Origin of the sequence: Microbacterium sp. LMC-P-041, assembly GCF_030209555.1 — a bacterium.
Lineage (GTDB): Bacteria > Actinomycetota > Actinomycetes > Actinomycetales > Microbacteriaceae > Microbacterium.
In genome coordinates, this window is record NZ_JARVRV010000002.1 from 182428 (window position 1) to 199098 (window position 16671).

The 16671-nt window shown below is 68.0% G+C and carries 18 protein-coding genes; 9 read left to right on the forward strand and 9 right to left on the reverse strand.

Annotated features, from left to right (window positions below; genetic code table 11):
- Positions 1–14 precede the first annotated feature (14 nt).
- From QRN21_RS04750 to QRN21_RS04760, 3 genes are read right to left on the reverse strand one after another with little or no spacing between them, the layout of a single operon-like run.
- Positions 15–896, reverse strand: coding sequence for a VOC family protein (locus tag QRN21_RS04750; RefSeq protein ID WP_285363288.1), 882 nt, complete (start codon positions 894–896; stop codon positions 15–17).
- Entirely contained in the window at positions 893–1558 is a 666-nt protein-coding gene (locus tag QRN21_RS04755) for an NADPH-dependent F420 reductase (protein ID WP_285363289.1), read from the reverse strand. Before QRN21_RS04755 ends, QRN21_RS04750 begins: the two co-directional genes overlap by 4 nt.
- Complete coding sequence (locus QRN21_RS04760) at positions 1555–2625, reverse strand: LLM class flavin-dependent oxidoreductase (protein ID WP_285363290.1); 1071 nt, start codon at positions 2623–2625, stop codon at positions 1555–1557. Before QRN21_RS04760 ends, QRN21_RS04755 begins: the two co-directional genes overlap by 4 nt.
- A gap of 83 nt (positions 2626–2708) precedes the next feature.
- Here QRN21_RS04760 and QRN21_RS04765 point away from each other — a divergent pair, with 83 nt between their 5' ends.
- From QRN21_RS04765 to QRN21_RS04780, 4 genes are all read left to right on the forward strand, one after another.
- Positions 2709–3203 (forward strand): MarR family winged helix-turn-helix transcriptional regulator, encoded by a 495-nt coding sequence (locus QRN21_RS04765; RefSeq protein ID WP_285363291.1) that lies wholly within the window; start codon positions 2709–2711, stop codon positions 3201–3203.
- A gap of 108 nt (positions 3204–3311) precedes the next feature.
- Positions 3312–3647: a MerR family transcriptional regulator gene (locus QRN21_RS04770; RefSeq protein ID WP_285363292.1), complete on the forward strand. Its 336-nt coding sequence runs from the start codon at positions 3312–3314 to the stop codon at positions 3645–3647.
- Between the two features lie 72 nt (positions 3648–3719).
- Entirely contained in the window at positions 3720–4802 is a 1083-nt protein-coding gene (locus QRN21_RS04775; protein ID WP_285363293.1) for an LLM class flavin-dependent oxidoreductase, read from the forward strand.
- Positions 4799–5461 carry an NAD(P)H-binding protein gene (locus tag QRN21_RS04780; RefSeq protein ID WP_285363294.1) on the forward strand — a complete coding sequence of 221 codons (663 nt, stop codon included), beginning with the start codon at positions 4799–4801 and terminating at the stop codon, positions 5459–5461. Before QRN21_RS04775 ends, QRN21_RS04780 begins: the two co-directional genes overlap by 4 nt.
- A gap of 4 nt (positions 5462–5465) precedes the next feature.
- Here QRN21_RS04780 and QRN21_RS04785 read toward each other — a convergent pair whose 3' ends face one another.
- Positions 5466–6218: an SDR family NAD(P)-dependent oxidoreductase gene (locus QRN21_RS04785; RefSeq protein ID WP_285363295.1), complete on the reverse strand. Its 753-nt coding sequence runs from the start codon at positions 6216–6218 to the stop codon at positions 5466–5468.
- A 71-nt stretch (positions 6219–6289) separates the two neighbouring features.
- Between QRN21_RS04785 and QRN21_RS04790 the strand changes: the two genes are divergently transcribed.
- The gene (locus QRN21_RS04790) at positions 6290–7351 is read left to right on the forward strand and encodes an AraC family transcriptional regulator (protein ID WP_285363296.1); all 1062 of its coding nucleotides are present in this window, start codon (positions 6290–6292) and stop codon (positions 7349–7351) included.
- A 10-nt stretch (positions 7352–7361) separates the two neighbouring features.
- A complete protein-coding gene (locus QRN21_RS04795; RefSeq protein ID WP_285363297.1) occupies positions 7362–8057 on the forward strand; it encodes a hypothetical protein in 696 nt (231 codons plus the stop codon).
- A 97-nt stretch (positions 8058–8154) separates the two neighbouring features.
- Here the strand turns inward: QRN21_RS04795 and QRN21_RS04800 are convergent, their stop codons facing one another.
- Together QRN21_RS04800 and QRN21_RS04805 are read right to left on the reverse strand one after the other, a co-directional pair.
- Positions 8155–9030 (reverse strand): MerR family transcriptional regulator, encoded by an 876-nt coding sequence (locus tag QRN21_RS04800; RefSeq protein ID WP_285363298.1) that lies wholly within the window; start codon positions 9028–9030, stop codon positions 8155–8157.
- A gap of 74 nt (positions 9031–9104) precedes the next feature.
- Entirely contained in the window at positions 9105–9776 is a 672-nt protein-coding gene (locus QRN21_RS04805) for a Type 1 glutamine amidotransferase-like domain-containing protein (RefSeq protein ID WP_285363299.1), read from the reverse strand.
- A gap of 116 nt (positions 9777–9892) precedes the next feature.
- Here QRN21_RS04805 and QRN21_RS04810 point away from each other — a divergent pair, with 116 nt between their 5' ends.
- Together QRN21_RS04810 and QRN21_RS04815 are read left to right on the forward strand one after the other, a co-directional pair.
- Positions 9893–10015, forward strand: coding sequence for a hypothetical protein (locus QRN21_RS04810; RefSeq protein WP_285363300.1), 123 nt, complete (start codon positions 9893–9895; stop codon positions 10013–10015).
- Positions 10008–11276: an FAD-dependent oxidoreductase gene (locus QRN21_RS04815; protein ID WP_285363301.1), complete on the forward strand. Its 1269-nt coding sequence runs from the start codon at positions 10008–10010 to the stop codon at positions 11274–11276. Before QRN21_RS04810 ends, QRN21_RS04815 begins: the two co-directional genes overlap by 8 nt.
- 28 nt (positions 11277–11304) lie before the next feature.
- On the opposite strand, the gene QRN21_RS04820 is transcribed toward QRN21_RS04815, so the two are convergent.
- The 3 genes from QRN21_RS04820 to QRN21_RS04830 form a co-directional block, all read right to left on the reverse strand.
- Positions 11305–11907: a ComEA family DNA-binding protein gene (locus QRN21_RS04820; RefSeq protein ID WP_285363302.1), complete on the reverse strand. Its 603-nt coding sequence runs from the start codon at positions 11905–11907 to the stop codon at positions 11305–11307.
- A 113-nt stretch (positions 11908–12020) separates the two neighbouring features.
- Positions 12021–14597 carry a leucine--tRNA ligase gene (leuS, locus tag QRN21_RS04825; protein ID WP_285363303.1) on the reverse strand — a complete coding sequence of 859 codons (2577 nt, stop codon included), beginning with the start codon at positions 14595–14597 and terminating at the stop codon, positions 12021–12023.
- 33 nt (positions 14598–14630) lie between these two features.
- Positions 14631–15956, reverse strand: a complete 1326-nt coding sequence (locus tag QRN21_RS04830) for an anthranilate synthase component I family protein (protein WP_072591404.1) — start codon at positions 15954–15956, stop codon at positions 14631–14633.
- A 41-nt stretch (positions 15957–15997) separates the two neighbouring features.
- Between QRN21_RS04830 and QRN21_RS04835 the strand changes: the two genes are divergently transcribed.
- Positions 15998–16669 (forward strand): DedA family protein, encoded by a 672-nt coding sequence (locus QRN21_RS04835; protein WP_053096558.1) that lies wholly within the window; start codon positions 15998–16000, stop codon positions 16667–16669.
- Positions 16670–16671 lie beyond the last annotated feature (2 nt).

Here is a 16671-nt window from a genome sequence, read left to right on the forward strand (position 1 = left end):
GTCTCGTCGGCGAGTCAGGCCGAGGCCCGCGCGAGAACCGCGTTGTTCCACGGGTCGGCGAAGGCGAGAGTCGCCCCGTCGTCGCGTACGGCGATCCCGTAGTGACGCAGCCGCTCCCCCAGCTCTCCCAGGTCGTCGGCACCCGGCAGCTCGAGGTCGACGCGGCCCAGGCCGAGCGCCGGCATGCGCGGTCCCGCTCCGCGCGAGTTCCACACGTTCATCGCCATGTGATGGTGGTATCCGCCGGCGCTCACGAACAGCGCTGACCCCTGATAGTCCGCCGTCTCGTCGAAGCCCAGCGCGGCCACGTAGAAGGCGCGTGCCGACGTGACATCGCCGACCGACAGGTGCACGTGTCCGACGGATGCCGCCTCCCGAGCCGTGCCGCCGGCCGCGGCTTCCTCGGTGAGATGCTGGCGGAGGAAGGCATTCGGGTCGAGGAACAGCGAGCCCATCTCGACCTTGCCGTGCGTCCACGACCACTCGGTGCGCAGACGGTCCCAGTACAGCTCGACGCCGTTGCCCTCGGGGTCGGTGAAGTAGAACGCTTGGCTGACGAGGTGGTCGGCGCTTCCGGCGAACGTGTGCGGCGCAGTGTTCGCCACGGAGTACACGGCGGCGGCGAGCGCCGCCTGCGACTCGAACAGGATCGCCGTATGGAAGAGGCCGGCCGAGCCCTGCGGTGCGTGGCGCAGCGCAGGGGCGTGCTCGAGCACGACGATGGGTCGGCCGGCGCGGCCGAGCGTGACGGTGTCACCCTCGGCGGCGAGCACCTGCAGCGTGACGACGTCTCGATAGAACCTCGTCATGCCGTCGAGGTCGCCGACGAGCAATGTCACAGCACCCATGGCGGTGCCGTCGGCCAGGTGATCGGATGCCGGGATCTGGGCGCTCATGCGACGTCCTGCTCGGCGTCGTCGGCGACGCCGGTCAACACGCTGAGTTCGTCGATCGAGATGTTCGCTCCGAAGGCCGGGGTTCCCGGTTCCAATCGCGCACCGTCGGCGAGCGCGCCGATGGTGAGCGGGTCGAAGCCCCATCGGTCGATGAGCTCGGCGACGGTCTCGAGGTCGTCCGGGGAATCCCCGGCGAGGGCGATGGCCTTGCGACCTGCCTCTCCCGATCCACGGGCCTCGTCCTCCAGGTCGTGATATCCCATGTGATTGAACGCCTTCACGACCCTCGCACCGAGCAGGAACTGCTGCACGGCCTCGCTTGACGACACTCCCTGCTCCAGTACCGACTCGCGCGGCCCGTCGACCTCCCACCAGTGGTTCATCGCATCGATGACGAGCGCGCCCACGAGCTCGGTCACCGGCAGGGACCAGTATCTGCTCAGCGGAAGGGCCAGGATCACGACGTCGGAACCCCGCACTGCGTCCGCGGCGCTCACCGCGGTCGCTCCGGGCGTGAGAACCTCTGTCGTCAGCGCGATCTTCGCCGGGTCGCCCGAACCGGCGATGAGCACCCTGTGACCTGCGGCGAGCGCGAGGCGAGCCAGCGCCGTGCCCACCTTGCCGGCGCCGAGAATGCCGATGGTCTGTGTAGCGCGGGTCATCGCACGACCTCCGGCACCCGTTTCTCGGCGAGCAGATCGCGGACACGAGGGATGACCTGCGTGCCGTACAGCTCGACCGATCGCAACCGTGCGGATGCCGAGACCGTGCCTGCTGCGGAGTAGATCATGTCGAAGCGGCTGACGTCGAGGGTGCGGATCGACCGTGCGATCTTCTGCGCCACCGTCTCGACCGAGCCCACGTACATCGACCCGTCGACGACCTCGGAGTCGAACTCCTCCCGACGGATCGGCGGCCATCCGCGGTCCGCGCCGATGCGGTCGCGGATCACCCGGTAGCCCGGGTAGAACAGTTCCTTCGCTTCCTCATCTGTGGCGGCGACGAAACCGGGCGAGTGCATCCCGACCGGCAGCACGGGCTGACCCAGCTGCTCGGCGGCCTTCCGGTACAGGTCGACGTACGGTGCGAACCTCTCCGGCTTCCCGCCGATGATGGCGAGCATGAGGTTGAATCCGTAGTGGGCCGTCCGCAACACGGACTGCGGCGATCCGCCCACGCCGACCCACGTCTTCAACCGCCCGGATTCCGTCTTGGGATGCACGTCGGCGTCGCGGAGTGCGGCGCGGGTCGTGCCCTCCCAGGTGACTGGCTTCTCGTCGAGGAGGCGATGGAAAAGGTCGATCTTCTCCTCGAACAGCAGCTCATAGTCCTTCAGGTCGTACCCGAAGAGCGGGAACGACTCGGTGAACGAACCTCGGCCCAGGATGACCTCGGCGCGTCCGTTCGACAGCGCATCGACCGTCGCGAACCGCTGGAAGACGCGCACCGGGTCATCCGACGACAGCACGGTCACGCCGGATCCCAGACGGATGCGCTTCGTCGCGGTCGCGATGCCGGCGAGCACCGTCTCAGGGCTGGAGATCGCGAACTCGGGTCGGTGGTGCTCGCCGACGGTGATCGCGTCGATCCCGGTCTCGTCGGCCAGCATCGCCTCGTCGACGACGGCGCGGATAGCCGCAGCAGGGGACATCACATCGCCGCGATCGTCGCGGGGCAGATCGCCGAAGGTGTCGATCCCGAATTCGATGGTGGATGGTTCGCTGTTCACTGAGGCCCCCACGGGTGTGTAATTGACATCTACATCATTTCAGAAGTGATTCACATGTCAATAAATTCCCGAACGGTAGGTGAATGATGAGCGCAGCTCGACGAAGCGGGCTTCCCACGAGTGAGGAGTTCGCCGTCTGGCGGGCGTACATCCAGACAGTGGAGATCCTCCGCGCCCGAGTGCAGGCCGACCTTCACACCGATTCCCAGCTCTCCGAAGGTGACTACAAGGTGCTGCTCGAACTCAGCGAAGCCGAAGGGAAGTCGCTCAGATCCTCACAGCTCGCCGCCGCCATGGAGTGGGAGCGCAGCCGGGTGTCGGGTCAGCTCGGACGGATGGAGAAACGGGGTCTCATCCGACGCGAACCATGCGTCGACGACGCCAGGGGTTCGCACGTCACCCTCACCGATGAGGGCGCTCGCGCCTTCCGCGCCAGCACCATCCCGCATCTGCAGGCCGTGAAGACATACTTCGTCGATGCCTTCACCGAGGCACAGCTCGCGCTCATAGGAGAGACGACCGCGGCTCTGCGCGCGCATCTCGACCTTCCGCCGACGAACGACCGGGCAGCGGAATGACACGGTCCTGCCCTGCGGGGCGGTTGACTGCGTTCCTGGAACACGGTCTTAGGTGGTGAACGACCTGAGCGCGGTCCGGTTGCCGCGCTCGAGGAGGGATGGCAGGAGATGGCGTGGAGCACACGGGAGCTCGCCGAGCTCGCCGGAACCACCCTGAACGCCGTGCGTCACTACCACCGCGTCGGACTGCTCGACGTGCCCGACCGCACCGCCAACGGCTACAAGCAGTACGAGGTCCGGCATCTCACACGCCTGATCCTCATCCGCCGGTTGCGGGATATGGGCGTACCGCTCGACCGGATCGAACAGGCCCGCTGCCCCGAGTCGACCGAAGCGGCGCTCGAAGCGATAGACGCAGAGCTGGAGGAGAGCATCGATCGGCTCCAGCGCTCGCGATCCGAGATCGGCGCGATCCTCCGGGGGCTCTCGGCCGCTGGAGCTTGACCTGGTTGCAGCAACATGGTGTCGACTGACCCCGAGGCGGAGAACGGGCCGGCCGTGAGGAAGGACAACGACATGACCAAGACATCTGTGCAGTTCGGGGTCGACAGCTTCGCGGATGCGATGACCGACCTCTCGGGGCGAGTGCTCAGCGACGCCGAGACGCTTCGCCGCACGGTGGACCAGGGTGTCCTCGCCGAGGAGGTGGGTCTCGACTTCTTCAGCGTCGGCGAGCACTACCGATCCGACATGCTGGACTCCGCCCCTCCGGTGATCCTTGCCGCGATCGCCGGGAGGACGTCGCGCATCCTGCTGGGAACGAGCGTGACCGTGCTCTCGACGCAGGATCCGGTGCGCGTGTTCCACCAGTACTCCACGCTCGACGCAGTGTCGGGCGGACGGGCCGAGCTGGTCATGGGACGCGCCTCGACCATCGACTCCTTCCCGCTGTTCGGGTTCGACCTCACAGATTACGAGAACCTCTTCGAGCAGAACCTCGACCTCTGGGTCAAGCTCATGCGCGAGCATCCGGTCACGTGGGAGGGCACCACCCGCGCAGCGCTTCAGACGCAGACCCTCTACCCACGTGTCGAGGGCGGCTCGCTGCCGACGTGGGTCGGTGTCGGTGGCAGTCCCGATTCGGTCGTGCGTGCCGCTCGCCACGGGCTGCCCCTCATGATCGCCATCATCGGCGGGAGACCCCAGCGGTTCGCCGGTCATGTGGAGCTGTACTACCGGGCCCTCGCGCAGTTCGGGCACGAGCAGCTCCCGGTGGGACAGCACGCCATCGGGCACATCGCGCCGACGGACGAAGAGGCCGCCGACACGTTCTGGCCCGCGTGGGAGACCACGATGACTCGCGCCGCCGGGGAACGGGGATCCCGTCCGCCGACGCTCGAGTCGTACATGCACGAGGTCGAAGAAGGAGCCTTGATGATCGGCTCGCCCGAGACGGTGGCCATCAAGATCGCCGATTGCGTGCGCACGCTCAACCTCAGCCGGTTCGACTTCAAGTACGCACTCGCGCCCCTTGCGTGGGAGCACGGCAACAGGTCCATCGATCTGTACGGCCGCGAGGTCGTGCCTCGCGTGCGCGAACTGCTCGGCGACTACGTCCCGGCAGAGCGGGTGTCGACCTATGCCGAGGTCGGCTCATGACTCACCTGCGCACGCTCATCCTCGGCGCCACCGGCGCTGTGGGAGGCCTGCTGGCGGGCGTGCTCGTCCAGCGCGGCGACGACGTGACAGGTCTCGTGCGCGGCCCGGAGCAGCAGCGGAGTCTGGCCGATCGCGGCATCCGCAGCATCCTCGGCGATCTGTCGACGCTCACCGTCGACGATCTCGTCGGCGTGTTCGCCGGTCAGGACGTCATCGTCTACAGCGCCGGGTCGAACGGCGGCGCGCGCGACGTCACGACAGCGATCGACGACGAGGGTGTGCGGCGAGCATCCGAGGCCGCGCGAATCGCCGGGGTACGCCGGTTCATCCTCGTCTCGGTCATGCCGGAGTCGTGGCGCGAACGCGACCTCGAAGACGACGTGGAGTACTACTTCGCCACGAAGAAGCGGGCTGAGGTCGCGCTCACCCGCACCGACCTGGACTGGGTGATCCTCCGGCCGTCCCTGCTCACGGACGAACCGGGGCGGGGCCGGATCTCTCTCGGCCCCGCTCAGCTCCACCACAGCATCACGCGCCAGGACGTCGCCGCGACCCTGGGCGAGATCGTGCATCAACCCGGTATCCGCCGCCGCATCCTCGAGGTCGACACGGGTCGCACGCCGATCGCGGAGGCCGTCCTCGCCCATGTCTCCGAGTGATCGCTCAGACCTGGTTCGTGCCGCCGTCGACGTAGAGATTCGATCCGACGACGTAGCTGCTCTGCTCCGAGGCGAGGAAGACCACGACCGCGGCCGCCTCGTCGGGGTGCCCCATACGGCCCTTCGGCACGGTGGCCGCGACGTGGTCCTTCATGGCGCGTGCGGTCTCCTCATCGCCGAAGGCGGCGGTGCCCCCGGGTGTCTCGATCCACGCCGGCGAGACGACGTTGACCCGGATGCCGCGGCCCTTGAGTTCTGTGGACCACGTCCGCGCGAACGAGCGAACCGCCGCCTTCGAAGCCGCGTAGGCGCCGAATGCCTCCATCCCACGGTCGGCGGCTGTGGAACCGATGAGCACGATCCACGCGCCCTCGTTGAGAAGCGGCAACGCCTTCTGCACAGAGAACAGGAGCCCCCGCGTGTTGACCGCGAACGTCTGGTCGAAGTGCTCCTCCGTGGTCTGCTCCAGTGTCGCGAACGATCCGACAGCCGCGTTCGCCACGAGCACGTCGATGCCGCCACCACGCTCCCGGACGGCTGCATAGAGCGTGTCGAGAGCATCGAGGTCGGACACGTCGCCGACCGCCGCGGTCGCCCGATCAGCCCCGATCGCCTCGACCGCGGCCGCCAGCTCCGTCTCGCGCCGACCCGTGAGGAACACATGCGCTCCCCCGCTCGCAAACTGCCTGGCCGTGGCGAGACCGATCCCGCTGCTGCCGCCGGTGATCACTGCCGTCTTGCCCTCGAACTGACCCATGATGCTTTCTCCCTTGCGCTTGTTTTCGCCTGACGAATACATCCTGATTCGGGCGGGAGCACGATCGCTCGTTGGAAATCCTGATCTCTTTATCGATCGTCCAGGAGGACATGATGCTCGGATACGGTGACCCGGTAGCCGACGCGATCGGACTGTTGCGCCCTCGGACCGTCATCGGTCCGAGCCTGCGTGCCTCCGGCGAGTGGGCACTGCGTTTCGGAACGTTTCCCCATGTGCGGATCGGCGGACTCGTCACCGGCACCTGCTGGCTGATACTCGAAGGACACGAACCTGTCCGACTCGAGCAGGGAGACACCTTCCTGCTCGGCAACCCGCCGGCCTACCGGCTGGCCAGCTCTCCTGACGCCGACCCGCGCCTCGCCGAAGAGGCGTGGGACGCCCGCGCCGAAGACGATGTCGTGCGCCTCGGAACAGACGCCGAGGAGGACCTCTACCTGTGCGTCGGGCACATCGCGTTCGATGAGGAGAACGCGTCGCTCCTCATCGACCTGCTGCCTCCGCTCGTCATCGTGCACGCCACGGATCCGCGAGGCGCACGGCTGGCGCAGCTGATCGACATCCTCGCCAACGAGGTGGGCGAGGATGCCGCCGGTGGCCCGCTCGTCGAGAACCACCTCGCGCAGGTGCTGCTCGTGCACATGTTGCGCGTGCACGCGGGGCAGACCGATCGGCCCACGGGGTGGTTGAGCGCGCTCAACGAGGACGGGATCGGGGCAGCGCTGCGCGCCGTGCACGCCGACGTGGGGTACTCGTGGACCGTCAAGGAGTTGGCCGACATCAGTCACATGTCCCGATCGGCCTTCGCGCACTCCTTCAAGACCCATGTGGGGGTGCCCCCGCTGGAGTACGTCACCCAGTGGCGGATGAGTCTCGCACGCGATGCGCTCGCTCGCGACACGATGCCGATCTCCGACCTCGCCTGGTCGACGGGCTATCTCTCCGAGAGCGCGTTCAGCACGGCGTTCCGCCGCGTGGTCGGCTTCTCCCCCGCGCAATTCCGCAATGCGGCTCGGCAGTCGATGAGCGCATCGTCTGGGACATCGATGCCCTCCGAGAGCAGCTGCGAAGTTGACCGAAGGTTGACCATGTTCCAGGAACACGCTCTTCCATAGAAAGGTGACTGTGTTCGACGAAGACGATGCCGGCACCTTCGAAACGCTCAGCAACCTCGACGGTGGCACCACGCCCCGTCGCCAGAAGCGTGGAGACGGGCGCCCGCTTGAGCCTTTCCGGTGGTGGCATCTGGTGTCCGGGCGGAAGCTCTTCTCCCTCTCCGTTCCCAGGCCCGATGGGACGGACGTCATCTACGCCGTAGATGTGCGAGCTTCCGGCAAGGGGGCCGAGGACGACGGAGAACCGCGCGCTCACCTGTATCGTGATGGGGCGCGCATTCTTGAGTCCCAGCTCCCTGCGAAGTTCGAGGTCGAGGGCGGCGTCATCCAGGTCGTCATGGGCACGTATGGGCTGCGGAGGATGGACTACATCACGCCCGACCGATCAGAGCGGCGCCTCACCCCGCATCCGAAGTCCGCGATCGGTCGCAGGCTACGACTCGAGCAGGCGCATCCGGTCGCAAGCTGGTGGATAGCCGCTACCGCTATCGTCGTCCTGGTCATCGGTGTAGGAGTGAACGTCCCTCAACTCGTGCAGGTGATCTCCGAGATTCCAGCCGTCGCCCAGCGCTTCGGCACGTTCGTCTCCCCGATCCGTCTCCCCCCGTGGCTCAACATCACCCTCGGCGCCGGTGCGGTGCTGGCGAGCATGGAACGCGGCCTCCGCCTGCGCTACAACTGGATCCTCGACGGCCTCGGCAATTGAGCGTTCGGAGAATCCGAGTCGTCCTCCGCTGCGCGGCGCTCGTCCGTGAAGCATGTCGTCCGTCGACTCGGACGGATGACAGGGAGGATCGGAAGAGTCAAGGCGTTCCGGGCCCGTCGAGCTCCAGCGCGAGTTCCATGCACCGCCAGCGAGCCGGCGAGAAGTCGTAGGGCATCATCCGAACAGTCTCGGCGAGGCTCGTCACCCCGCACGCCGAAGCGCCGTCGGCGGGAGCGGCATGCCCCTCGTCCCAGGCGTCGAGCCGGGCGTGGTCGGCCTGCGCCAGTCCCGAGCTCTCGATCACCGCGTGGAGGGCGGCCTCGAAGGCGTGCCGTTCGGCGGCCACCTCCGCCACGCGAGGGTCGTCGACCGCGACCGAGTCATCGAGCGCCTCTTCGGCGGCGTTGACACGGTCAGAATCCTCTCGAAGGTCCGGGTGAGTGGCCAGGGCGATGAACCGCGATGCCTGAACGGACGCGACGGCCGCACCGAACATCCGCTCGGTCACGAGCAGGGTGTCCAGTTCGTCCTGCCGCAGGGCTTCCTCGGGGAGGCCTGTGAGGCGGTCGCTCACGATGTCGGAGAGCACACCGAGTCTGCTGCCTTGCGCACGCATTCGCTGCACGGCGGTCCGCTGTTGCTCGATCACGGCCTGCCGTGCGACGAGGGATGCTTCCAGCCGCTCCAGGACGCGCGCCACATCGCTGTCGCTGTCGGGCTCGGCAGGGCCGGCCGCGACCGTGAAAGCGTCGCGGATGTCGTCGAGGGCGATGCCGGCGTCGGCCATGCGTCGAATCCACAGCAGCCGGATCATCTCGTCGTAGCCGTACCGGCGGCGGTCATCGCTCCCCCGCTCGGGCTCCGGAAGCAGACCGATCTGGTGGTAATGACGGATCGCCCGCGGCGTGGTGCCGACGAAGGCGGCCGCATCCCCGATCGCGACTCGGCGAGGCGGGATGAACGACGAGAACATGTGCGGGGCCTTTCCTCGGTGGGCGGGATACCTCCACTGCACCACATGACGCTACGGAAGGTGCAACTCCGCGCTCAGCGCGAGATCGCGAGCCAGGTTCCCTCGGAGATGACCTGCACCTCCCCGTCCACGACGCTGATCGCCGTCTGATCATCGATGGCGTATGCGGGGCCGTCGATCTGCGACGCCCACTGCCGCGCACTTTCCGACGTGTTCGACTCCCAGCCCGGGTAGTCGAGATGCGGGAACAGCGAGAAGTCGACCACGCCGAGCGTCTCATCGCTTTCGTCCGGCCGCCATCCCAAGAACTGCGTGCCCACTCGCGGCGTGAGCGCCATACTGCCTCCGCTGACGCCGACCCATGTCGTCTCCGTGAGTTCGGGCAGGAGCCGCTCCAGGCCCGATGCCCGGATCCAGTGCGCGAGGTAGACCGCTTCCCCTCCATCCACGAGAAGCGCGTCGGCGTCGCGGACCCAGGACTCCCACCGGTCCCTGTCGATGCTCGGCAGAGCTGTGAGCTCGAGGACGCCGACTGATCGCCACCCCAGCTCGACCAGATCGTGCTGTCCCGGCCAGCGGCCCGCAATCGAGATCCACGCACTCTGAGGTGAGCACATCGGATGCCCCCACTGCGCCGTCGGAATCAGGAGCGCGTTGCACTCCTCGACGGGCTTGGCAAGCAGTTCCTGCAGCCGATGACGGATGGACTCGTTCGTCACGCCCCCTGAGGTGAGCAGCAGCTTCATCGCGATTCCTCTCGTCTGACCTTCATTGTGTCGTCTGGACGGGGCCGGCGACAGGCCACGACGGTTGGCGGCACGGGGGCGATACGCTCCCCGGTATCCCGTCGTACGCTGGTGCCATGGAGCGGAGCCTGCGCAATCTGGTGATCGTGCTCGGCGAGGGGATCGACCACGACGAACGTACGGAGATCGGCCGACGCGCGTCGGCCATCCGCCGAGGAGAGGTCGTCGCCGATGCATGACGTGATCGTGATCGGCGCCGGGCTCGCGGGGCTCCGCTGCGCCGGGCTGCTCAGCGCACGCGGGCTCGATGTCGTCGTCCTCGACGCTGCGGATGCCGTCGGAGGACGCCAGCGCACCGATATCGTCGACGGCTTCCGGCTGGATCGTGGCTTCCAGGTTCTCAATCCGGCCTACCCGGCGCTCCGCCGCAGCGTCGATCTCACAACGCTCGCGCTGGGGAGCTTCCCGGTGGGTGTGCGGGTGCGCACGATCGACGGGATGGCCGAGCTGCGGCATCCGGTGCGGCATCCGCTGTCGATCATCGCCTCACTGCGCAGCGGTCTGGTGAGCGGTCGGGACGCCGTCGCGTTGGCGCGCTGGGCGGGCCCGGCATTGGTGCATCCCCTCTCGCGTCTCGCTCGGAACGATGTCACCGTGCGCGAGGGGTGGGATGCCGCGGGGCTCCGTGGCCCGCTTCGCACCGCTGTACTCGAGCCGTTCCTCGCCGGGGTTCTGGCAGAGAGGGGCGGCGAGACGTCGAACGCGTTCGCGCGACTGCTGGTGCGGTACTTCGCACTCGGCCGCCCCGGGCTGCCCGCACAAGGGATCGCGGCAGTTCCCGAGCAGCTCGCCGCGCACGCACGCGCGGCGGGCGCCGGCATCCGTCTGGGCGCCGGTGCGGAACGCCTGTCAGCGTTCCCCGGCGGCATCCGGGTGGACCTGACCGACGGCGACTCCGTCCGCGCCGCTCGGGTGGTCGTCGCTGTCGGTCCCGATGCCGTCGCCGATCTCACCGGGCTCGCCCGGCCGGCGACGAACGGTCTGCAGACGTGGTGGTTCGCCGCCACGGACCCTCCGACCGCCTCCGCTCTTCTCACGGTCGACGGTCGAGGCCGAGGCCAGGGCCCCGTCGTGAACACCGTCGTGATGACGCACACGGTGCCGTCGTACGCGCCGGCCGGACGCCACCTCATCGCCGCGACCTGCCTGCTGCCGCATGGCAGCGACCCCGCCGAAGAGAGTGACGTCCGCCGCCACCTGGGTGAGATCTGGGGTGCTGACGTCAGCGCGTGGGAGCTCATCCGACGCGACGACATCGACGACGCGCTCCCGGCGCAGCGGGCGCCTCTGCGCGCACCGCGATCGCCGCGCTACGCCGAGCGCCTGTACATCGCGGGGGACCACCGGGACACGGCATCGATCAACGGCGCGCTCGTGTCCGGAGAACGTGCCGCACGCGCGATCCTGACGGACGCCGGATCGTCGGCACGCGCTAGATGATGCAGAGACAGCCACCCCCGACCCCGCCTCACACGCGCACGCCGTCGCGGATGCCGGCGAGCAGCTTCTCGCCGATACCGGGCACCGACAGCAGATCGTCGACGGACTGGAAGCGCCCGTTCTCCTCCCGCCACGAGATGATGCGCTCAGCGAGCGCCGGACCTATTCGCGGCAGGGTCTCGAGCGCTGCCTGATCGGCGGTGTTCAGGTCGATGAGATCATCGGCGGGCGCGACTGCTCCCGCATCGCCCGCCTCCGCACCGATGGTCGGGACGATGATCTGCTCGCCGTCCGACAGCACTCGCGCGAGGTTGATCGCGGCCAGATCGGCCTCCGCGGTCGTTCCTCCCGCAGCCGCCACCGCGTCGACCAGTCTCGCATCGAGATCGAGCACGTAGAGCCCCGGACTCTCGACCGCGCCGAGCACATGAACGTACAGCTCACCCGTTGTGCCGCCGACAGACGCCGCATCCGTGGGCATCGGCACGGACTCGGTCGGTGCAGACTGGCCTCGGAGCAGTCCGAGTCCGACCGCGGCCGAGAGCACGACGAGCGCGAGGACGATGGCTGCTCCGACCCCCAGCTTCAGCCTGCGCGGTGGTGCGGGCGCAGCCTGCGGCGAATCGGACATGCCGCCACGCTAGGTGCACTCACGTGGCCCTGAAGACAGCCGACCGCCCGTCGGGGAGAACTCCCGCGGGCGGTCGGATGTGCAGAGCAGACGGGCCGCGGAGGGCCGGGTGATCAGCCCTTGACGACGATGCTGACGATCTTCGGAGCGCGCACGACGACCTTGATGATCTCGCGGTCGCCGATCGAGCGAATGACCCGCTCGTCGGCACGGGCGAGCGATTCGAGCTCGGCCTCGCCGATGCGCGCGGGCACCTCGAGCTGAGCGCGGACCTTGCCGCCCACCTGCACGACGGCGGTCACGGTGTCCTCGACGAGCAGCGCCGGGTCGGCGGAGCGCCAGGTGACGAGCCCGACGGACGGCTCGTGTCCGAGGATCTCCCACATCTCCTCCGCGGTGTGCGGGGCGATCAGATCGAGCATCACGGCGACGGTCTCGGCCGCCTCACGCACCGCCGGATCAGCGGCGCCTGCGGCACCGTCGATCGTCTTGCGGGTGACGTTGACCAGCTCCATCAGGCGCGCGACCAGGACGTTGAACTTCGTCTGCTCGACGAGCCCAGGAGCATCTGCCAGCAGCTTGTGCGTGGCTCGACGCAGCGCCGCATCTCCGCCCGCGAACACGACGTCGACAGGAGAGGACACCTCGTGGGCGATGCGCAACGCGCGGGCCAGGAACTTCTGCGCACCGGTCGTCGAGACGTCGGCCCAGTCCTTGTCGTCTTCGACCGGTCCGGCGAACGCGAGACCCACGCGCAGCGCATCGGCGCCGTAGGCGTCGAGCTCCTCTTCGAAGAGCACCAGGTTGCCCTTGCTCTTCGACATCTTGGCGCCGTCGAGCAGGACCATGCCCTGGTTGATGAGGTTCGAGAAGGGCTCGGTGAAGTCGATCAGCCCCATGTCGAACAGCACCTTGGTGATGAATCGCGCGTACAGCAGGTGCAGGATGGCGTGCTCGACGCCGCCGATGTAAGAGTCGACCGGCGACCAGCGGGCGGCCTGAGCCGGGTCGAACGCGACCGTGTCGCTGTTCGGCGACAGGAATCGCAGGAAGTACCACGAGCTGTCGACGAACGTGTCCATCGTGTCCGGATCGCGCAGAACGGGGTCACCGCTGGCGGCATCCACCGTGCGGACCCAGCTCTCAGCGGCGCCGAGCGGCGACGATCCCTTGGGCTTGAGGTCGAGCCCCTCGACGCTGGGCAGCTTCACCGGCAGCTGCTCCTCGGACACGGGGATAATCCGGCCGTCCTCCGCGTGCAGCATCGGGATCGGCGTGCCCCAGAAGCGCTGACGCGAGATCAGCCAGTCGCGCAGACGGTAGTTCTTGGCGGCGCGCCCGGTGCCGGACGCCTCGAGCTGCTCGATCGCACGGGCGATCGCATTGCGCTTGGACAGACCGTTGAGCGGTCCGGAGTTGATCATCCGGCCCTCTCCCGTCAGAGCGATGCCGGTGGAGGCGGGGTTCTGCTCGTCGAGCGCCGCGCCGGTGTCGATCGGCACACCCTCTTCATCGACCTCGATGACCGGCATCGCACCGGTGACGGGCGCCGTCGTGTCGACGACGACCTTCACGGGCAGGTCGAAGGCGCGGGCGAAGTCCAGGTCTCGCTGATCGTGCGCCGGCACGGCCATGACCGCTCCGTGACCGTAATCGGCCAGCACGTAGTCCGCCGCCCAGACCGGCAGCTTCTCGCCGTTGACCGGGTTGATCGCGTACCGCTCGAGGAAGACCCCGGTCTTCGGGCGATCGGTGGCCTGTCGGTCGACGTCGGTGGTCTTCTGCACATCGGCCAGGTACTTCTGGAAACGCTCGCGCACGTCGGCCGGAGCATCCGCTGCGAGCTCCGAAGCCAGGTCGGAGTCGGGGGCCACGACGAAGAACGTCGCTCCGTGCAGGGTGTCAGGACGCGTCGAGAACACGGTGACGGGCTCGTCGCGCCCCTCGATGCGGAAGTCGACGTCGGCGCCGATCGAGCGTCCGATCCAGTTGCGCTGCATCTGCAGCACCTTGTGCGGCCAGAAGCCCTCGAGCTGGTTCAGATCATCGAGCAGCCGGTCGGCGTAGTCCGTGATCTTGAAGTACCACTGAGTCAGCTTCTTCTTCACGACCTCGGCACCGCAGCGATCGCAACGGCCGTCGACGACCTGCTCGTTCGCGAGCACGGTCTGGTCGTTCGGGCACCAGTTGACCGCGCTCTTCTTGCGGTACGCCAGACCTCGCTCGTGCAGCTTCAGGAACAGCCACTGGTTCCAGCGGTAGTACTCGGGGTCGGAGGTGTGCAGCACTCGCGACCAGTCGAACGAGACGCCGTAGTTCTGGAACGCCTGCTTCTGCTGAGCGATGTTCTGGTAAGTCCACTCACGGGGATCCGCACCCTGACGGATCGCCGCGTTCTCCGCAGGCAGTCCGAAGGAGTCCCAGCCGATCGGGTTGAGCACGTTGTGCCCACGGTGGCGCCAGAACCGGGCCACGATGTCCGAATACAGGTAGTTCTCCGCGTGCCCCATGTGCAGGTCGCCGGAGGGGTAGGGGAACATCGCCAGCACGTAGCGGCGGGGCCGCTTGTCATCGTCGCCGCCGGTGAGGAACGTCTCGTTCTCCGCCCAGTACTTCTGCCACTTGGCCTGGATAGCGTGCGCCGAGGAGGTCTCCTCGGCGACGGGAGAGGTGGACAGGTTCTCAGACAACGAACGCACGACCAATCTGAAGGGAAAAGGGGATCAGTTCAGGATATCGGAAGCCCAGGCCGCGGGCATTTCCACTCCCAGCGCAGCGAGCGGCGCCCGAGCCTTCGTCGCGACCTCGGCGACCTCCGAGGCGGCGACCGATCGCCAGGTGATCCCCCCGCCTGCGCCGACCACAGCGCCCGCACCGTCGATCACGATGCTGCGGATGACCATCGCGAGGTCGAGCGACCCCTCATCGCCGATGTAACCGAAGCACCCGGCGTAGATACCGCGAGGCCCTCCCTCCAGCTCATGCAGGCGCGTCATCGCCGAGAGCTTCGGCGCGCCTGTCATGCTGCCCGCCGGGAAGGTCGCTGCGAGAAGTTCGCTCGCCGTCGTGCCCGCGGCCGCCGTGCCGCTGACGGTACTGACGAGCTGGTGCACCGCCGGATACGTCTCCACGGCCCACAGCGCCTCGACCCGGATCGACCCGGGTCGGCACACCCTCGACAGATCGTTGCGCATCAGATCGACGATCATGACGTTCTCAGCCCGTTCTTTCGGGTCCGCCGCGAGCTCGGCGGCGAGCTCGGCATCGTGCGCGGCGTCTGCGCCGCGGGGCCGCGTCCCCTTGATCGGCCGCGTGCGGATGATGCCGCCGTCAGCATGGAGGAACTGCTCGGGGCTCGCACTGAGCAAGGAGCGGCCGCCGATCCGGATGAAGCCGCCATGGTGAGCGGGAGTTGCGGCACGGAGGCGTCGGTACACCGCGACTCCGTCGTGCTCCCCCGGCACGGTGAACCGGGTGGTGAGACAGAGCTGGTAGGCGATCCCCGCTCTGATGAGCTCGCGGCAGCGCTCGATGAGTCCTGCGTACTCCGTCGGAGTGTGTCGCGCCTCGCTGCGTACGGACGAGGCCGCACTGAACACCGTCTCCCCGCGCTGCACGGCGGAGGGGGTGACGCGAGCGACGACGGCGCTCCACTCGTCGAGATCGGCATCGGCTGCGGCAACCCATACGGTGCCGGTCGCATGATCGAACGCCGCCAGCCGGGAGACCCGCAACCAGGCGTCGCCGGGCTCGTCAGCGGCTTCCCATACGGGTGCTCCCGCTGCTCGGGCGCCGGTCTCGTAGTCGTACCAGCCGACCCACCCACCCCGCAGCGGAGGACCGGGATGCGCGGCAGCCGTGCGGGCATCCATCCGCACTTCACCGGGGAACGACGCCGGATCGCCCGTCCCGACGAAGCTCCATCCCTCCGTCGCATCCGCCCCGGCGTCGAGCCAGAACAGGTCGGCGCACGACCGTTCGAGGGCGAGGAAGAGCGCGTCAGGCGTCACCCGATCGGGCAGGACGCGGGCGCTCAGAGGTTCGGGCACGTTCTCAGCCTAGGCGGCGTGCACTCCCGTATTCTCAAGGGGTGGACGACTTGGTGCCGTGGCTGATCGACTTCATGCGGTCCATCGACCCGATCACTCGCACGCTCGTCGCGGGGCTCGCCGTGATGTTGGAGACGAGCGTCTTGATCGGGCTCGTATTCCCCGGTGACACTGTCGTGCTCGTCGCCTCCATCGGCATCACCAGCCTCCCTCAGGCCGTAGCGATGGTCGTCTCGGTCGTCGTCGGCGCGCTGATCGGCGAGAGCATCGGCTTCTGGCTCGGGCGGTGGATCGGCCCGCACATCCGTGCCTCCTGGGTCGGCCGACGCGTCGGCGAGGAGAACTGGGTGCGGGCGGAGCGTTACCTCGCCCGCCGCGGCGGCATCGCCATCTTCCTCTCGCGGTTCCTGCCGGTGCTGCACTCCCTCGTGCCGCTGACCGTGGGGATGAGCCATTACTCCTACCGCCGATTCCTCGCGTGGACGGCGCCGGCCTGCCTGCTCTGGGCGACGGCCTACGTGAGCATCACCTCGCTCGCCGCCGGCAGCTTCGATGAGCTCGCCGACCGGGTGCACTACGCGGGATACATCTTCGTCGGCATCATCGCCCTTTTCCTCGTCGCCGTGTTCGTGGGCAAGAAGGTGATCTCGCGCCTCGAGGCGCGCCATCTCGACATCTCCGACGCGAAGGACTCGACCGACGTGAAAGACTGAAG